This window comes from Caballeronia choica (assembly GCF_001544535.1).
GTDB lineage: Bacteria > Pseudomonadota > Gammaproteobacteria > Burkholderiales > Burkholderiaceae > Caballeronia > Caballeronia choica.
Genome location: NZ_FCON02000293.1, coordinates 1 through 5,056, shown reverse-complemented (window position 1 = coordinate 5,056; position 5,056 = coordinate 1). Strand labels below are relative to the sequence as shown.

Here is a 5,056-nt window from a genome sequence, read left to right as displayed (position 1 = left end):
TCATCGACCCGGGTGCGCGAGAAGCTGATGCGCCGCTTCAAGTCGGCGCGTCACCTGCATCGTTTCGTTTCGGTCCACGATCAGGTCGTCAATCTGTTCACGCATTGCCGTTACACACCGACGCAAAGCAAAAGCGGACGCCACGCACGCACGCCTTCGAGGCCTGGGAAAGCGTGACGGGCGCTCCGATGCACTGGAGCGTCCTGTGAAGTAAGTTAACTATCCTTACTTATTGCGCGGTCGGTGGACCGCCGGATAACAAGTTGACAATAGCATGCGGCGTGCACTTGAAAAACCCGCTTGGCGGCCATCCTGCCGCTCACACGAGTGCGGCTTCAGGCCTTCTTCACGTATGCGCTGCACCACCCCTTCGCCGCGACCTGCTTACCGGCGAAAATCGGGCACGGACCTGATGCATCGCCCGGTTTGCCCTGATAGAGCTGACAGGTGGCGCACGCCTGGCCCGGCTGATACTTCGAATATTTAACCTTGTCGACGAGTGTCGCGTCCGCCTTATAACCCAGCGACTGTGCGGTCGGATCGCCTTCGGATACCGCGGGCGATTCGGCCGACGCCTTGCCCGAGAGCGCGATGGATGAGGCCAGCGAAGCTGGCCAGTATCATGAAGTGACGACGTGATGGTTGCATGTGGGGTTCCTATCTTTTAGATGGTGAGCGACGGGCCGTCGATGGGCCAGCCGACGCGGAACTTCGTTTTGCCAAGGCGCGAAATTCTACTGTTTGCCTCTGATCGCGGTCAAATACTTAGCGAGTTCTTCTTTCATTTAGCAATACTATTTATCAAAGATTTTCTATATCAATCAATACCGGTGTGTCTTGGGTAATCAGCCGCTCAGGTAACGCAGCGCCGACGCCGACGCTTATTGCAAGCTCGATCCATCACACGCATGGATGTCGCGGGCACTTCCCTTTACGCACGAGTGTCCGTGACCGATCATTGCCACCGCGGCTGCCGCGATGAACATCGGAATCGCAATGACGAGAAAGTTCAGTTGTCGGGGCAGCTGTAGTGCCATCAGCGCACCGAACGCAACTGGCGCAAGAATTGCCCCCAGCCTTCCCACCCCGGTAACCCATCCCACTCCCGAGGAGCGGATGGCGGGCGGGTAAAACTGCCCGGCATACGCATAGGTAAGCATCTGGCCACCGTAGCTCGAGGCACCAAGAATGCCTGTCGTGACATGAAGCCAGGTGACCGGAACGTCACTGCCCGATACCAGGATCGCCGTCGAGGCGAGCAGATAAAACGAGCACAGGACCACCTTGATCGGAAAGCGATCAGCGAGCAAGCCGGCGGAAACACCGCCGACGAGGGCGCCGACATTCAACGCAAGCAGAAGATTCAACGCCGATCCGAGGCTGTAGCCGGCATTGGTCATCATCTTCGCGAGCCACGACGCCAGTCCGTAGATGACGAACACGCACATGAAGGAAGCGAGCCACAACATGATCGTGCTGGACAGACGGCCTTCCCTGAACAGCAGACCGACAGAGACGTCATCGTGCACCGGCACCGGACTGCTGCAAGCCGGGACGACAAGGGCATCCTCGCTCCGTATTTCGAACCGCGGATGCAAGCCGCGCACGATGGCGCGCAATTCCGCGACGCGACGGGTCCTGACCAGATACGCGATCGACTCAGGCAGCAACCCGACCACAAACGGAACGACGAGAAGAGGCACTGCCGCGACGAAGAATACCGAACGCCATCCATGCGCCTCTATCATGGCATTGCCAAGGACGGCCGCCAACATTCCGCCGATCGCAAAGCCACTGAACGACACGGTCACCATCGTCGCGCGATGCTTTCGCGGAGCAAACTCCGTTACGTGAGCCACGACGCACGGCATGACGCCACCGATTCCGATGCCGGCCACGAAGCGAACAATGCCGAACAGCACGGCGTCGTGGACGAGGCCGGTGCAGGCTGTCACGATACTGAAGACGACCACACAGGCAGCCATCGTCTTTCTGCGACCGACGCGGTCAGCAAGCATCCCTGCAGCAATCGCGCCGATCATCAGCCCAATGAAACCCGCACTCACCATCATGCCTGCCTGTGCCGGAGCGACATTCAAGTCCTTCATGACTGACGGCAAAGCCGCGCCCATGATCGCCAGGTCATAGCCGTCGGCGACAATGATCAGCGTACAGATCAAGAGGATAACGGCGTGTAGAGCACCGAACCGCGCGCCATCGGCGATTTCGTGCACATTGAGTTGTCTCATCGTTGTCTCCGGATGTTGTTTTATGCAGTTGCCTTGCTGCGCGCCCAGCCGCCGACGCCCAGGAAGCTCTACGGCTTCCTGACTCTCCGGTTCGGGCCGGGCAGCACAGCAATTTCGCGTCGGTGCAGCGACACCGCGTCTGGTTCAGTCCGCGGCAAAGAATTGATGGGGCAGCACTTCAGTCGGCTGCGAGTGCGCTCCGTTGGCTGCGAACGCTCCATCGAAGTACTGGTTGTCAAAACCGATACGTTGCATGGCGATTTCCCTGGGCACACCGTACCTGGGGTCGATGTCATCGGGTGCCGTGACTTGTGCGCCGCCCGCGCGGATCAACACGAGATTGCCCACAGGATTCGCCCTGAACCGGTAGAAGGTCCCCTTCGGAAGCATGACGCCCTCAAACGGGCGGGCAATGAACGTGCTTCCGTCACGGAACTCAAATGTCGCTTCGCCTTGCAGTACGACGAAGCAGTGGTCCTCGACGTCGTGGCAGTGCATACCGTTTTCCCCGCCGCTCGAATAAACCTTCACGTGCGCCCACAGATTTGCCGCGGTACCGAGCGAGCGCATCGTCGCTCCGCTCGCTAGCAACGGCTCGCCGCGCATTGAGAAACGCACGGCTTCGGCCGTCGTCCGGAACGAAGCTTCAGCGTGGTCTGCCGCGATCTTGGGATCGTGTGCGGTCGATACCTGCATGTTCGACATGTCTCTCCTCCTTTCCTGCCGAGATGGATATCCTTAGTCAACAACGGGCGAGTTCGGAAAGCCGTATAGCCGCTGGGCGTTGTCCGCCAGAATCGCATTACGAACCGCCTCATCCGGTGCCCAGTCCGCAAGGAGATCGAGTAGGTCGCCGTCGTTCGGCATTGCCCCCCAATATGCCGGGTGAGGCCAGTCCGAGCCCCACACGCACCGCTCAGGTGCCGCCTCGATCAAAGCCCGTGCAAAAGGCATGGTGTCCCTGTAGCCGGGTGCGTCCGAGACGCGGTATGCACCCGAGAGCTTGACCCATGCGCCGTCCGCCATCAGCTTGAGCATCACGCGCATGCCTGCCGACTGAGGTCCGTCCGAGACTGCGAAGTGCCCCATGTGGTCCATGATGTACGGCACTCGTAACCTCGAAAGGCGGGACGCGACGGGTTCGAGTCGGCTCGTGTCGGTAAGGAACTGCAGATGCCAGCCGAACTCGGCGCATAGCGCTTCGTAGCTGTCCAGTTGGTCGAGTCCGATGCCACCACCGGACAACGTATTGAGACGCAAGCCCACGACACCTGCATCTTTCATCCTCAGCCATTCGCGTTCGGGCAGGTCGTGTGGGGCTACGGCAATACCCCGCAATCGCTCGGGATACCGGTCGAGCATTTTCATCAACAGCCGGTTGTCCGTGCCGTGCACGCTCACCTGTACGAGCACGCCGAAGGTCACGCCCGTTGCATCGAGCATGCGAAAGTAGTCTTCTCCGGCTGCCGGCGGCGGCGTATAGCTTCGGTTTTCAATCAGCGGGTAATCGGGCGGAGCGCCGATCACGTGCGCGTGCGTATCGACCGCGCCCCATGGCATCCGGAAACGCTTTGGTGCGCGCGGGTTCCGGTCTGGTGCGGGACACACGGCAAGCCTGTCGGGAACATTGGTGGTCATGGTTCTTCCTTAGATGATCGCCGGGATGACCGAGCATTCACTGGTCATACTGCGGATAACCGTTGTTTCGCTGCTCCGCTTCGAGGCGGCGCAACATCGCCGGCCACTCGAGAATGCCGTAGGACCGAATCTTGCCCGGCTGAAAGATGCTCGACGTTCGTTCGATCACTTCCGGCGACGGCATGTTGATGCTTGCGCCCGCGGCCATGAGATCGACCTGGGCCCGGCAGGACACCTCGAGTTGGTAGAGCAGATTGAACGCTTCCGCAGCGCTGGGGCCGCAGGTAATGAGGCCGTGATTGCGCAGGATCAGCGCGTTGTGCTGCCCCAGGCTTTTGACGAGACGCTCGCGCTCGCCCAGGTCGAGAACCGGGCCTTCGTAATCGTGGTAGCCGATGTGTCCGTGGAACCGCATTGCATGCTGCGTGACGGGCAGCAATCCGCACTTCATCGCCGAAACGGCCATCCCGGCACACGTGTGCGTGTGTATGACGCAGTTCACTTCTGGACGCGCGGTATGAATGGCGCCGTGGATGACGTAGCCAGCGGAATTCAGGCCGTACTGTGTGTCCGGCTTCGAGATGACATTGCCTTCAACGTCGATTTTCATCAGGCTCGAGGCGGTGATCTCCTTGTACGTCATCCCGTAGAGGTTGATGAGAAAGTGCTCCGTTCCCGGAATCCGCACGGTGATATGGTTATAGATGAGATCGCTCATCCCGTAGAGGTCGACAAGCCGGTAGCAGGCCGCCAGGTCGACTCGTGCCTGCCATTCTTCGGTGCTGACGTCCTCACGAACGCATTTGAAGTCCGTCGGGTACTTGCGCTTGCGCACGTCTTCGTCGCTTGTATAGCCAGCTCTTTCGCGAATTTCCTTGAAGTCAGTTGGGTAGCTCATGATGTCAATCCTCTCAATGGATGTATCTGGCAAGTCCTGCAGTTGAAACTCAGGTGAGTCCGGCTCGCCTCATACTGAAACGCATGTCTATGAAGCTTGCGCTTCTCCTTCTGGAGCGAGGCGTTCTGCCAGCGCCAGTTTGCGCTGCGCTATCTTTAGCACCGCCTCATCGACCAACAGGCCATCTACGATGACGGAAGTTTTCAAGGTAGTTGTCGCCTCGACGATTGGAATTCAGGCGGCTTTTGGCTCCTGGTTTCGGGATTGCGAG

At 59.5% G+C, this 5,056-nt stretch carries 4 protein-coding genes and 1 pseudogene; all 5 read right to left on the bottom strand.

What is annotated here, in order from left to right; translation table 11 throughout:
• Nucleotides 1–335: 335 nt before the first annotated feature.
• The 5 genes and pseudogenes from AWB68_RS42575 to AWB68_RS42555 all read right to left on the bottom strand — a co-directional run bounded on the left by AWB68_RS42575 (nucleotide 336) and on the right by AWB68_RS42555 (nucleotide 4,785).
• Nucleotides 336–648, bottom strand: a pseudogene (locus AWB68_RS42575) (high-potential iron-sulfur protein).
• Between the two features lie 233 nt (nucleotides 649–881).
• Complete coding sequence (locus tag AWB68_RS42570; protein WP_235028824.1) at nucleotides 882–2,234, bottom strand: MFS transporter; 1,353 nt, start codon at nucleotides 2,232–2,234, stop codon at nucleotides 882–884.
• A gap of 159 nt (nucleotides 2,235–2,393) precedes the next feature.
• Nucleotides 2,394–2,954, bottom strand: coding sequence for a cupin domain-containing protein (locus AWB68_RS42565; RefSeq protein WP_087650125.1), 561 nt, complete (start codon nucleotides 2,952–2,954; stop codon nucleotides 2,394–2,396).
• Nucleotides 2,955–2,987: 33 nt separating this feature from the next.
• On the bottom strand, nucleotides 2,988–3,887 hold the full coding sequence (locus AWB68_RS42560; protein WP_200828952.1) for an amidohydrolase family protein: 900 nt from the start codon (nucleotides 3,885–3,887) through the stop codon (nucleotides 2,988–2,990).
• Nucleotides 3,888–3,924: 37 nt separating this feature from the next.
• Nucleotides 3,925–4,785 carry a class II aldolase/adducin family protein gene (locus AWB68_RS42555; RefSeq protein ID WP_087650123.1) on the bottom strand — a complete coding sequence of 287 codons (861 nt, stop codon included), beginning with the start codon at nucleotides 4,783–4,785 and terminating at the stop codon, nucleotides 3,925–3,927.
• Between the last annotated feature and the right edge of the window lie 271 nt (nucleotides 4,786–5,056).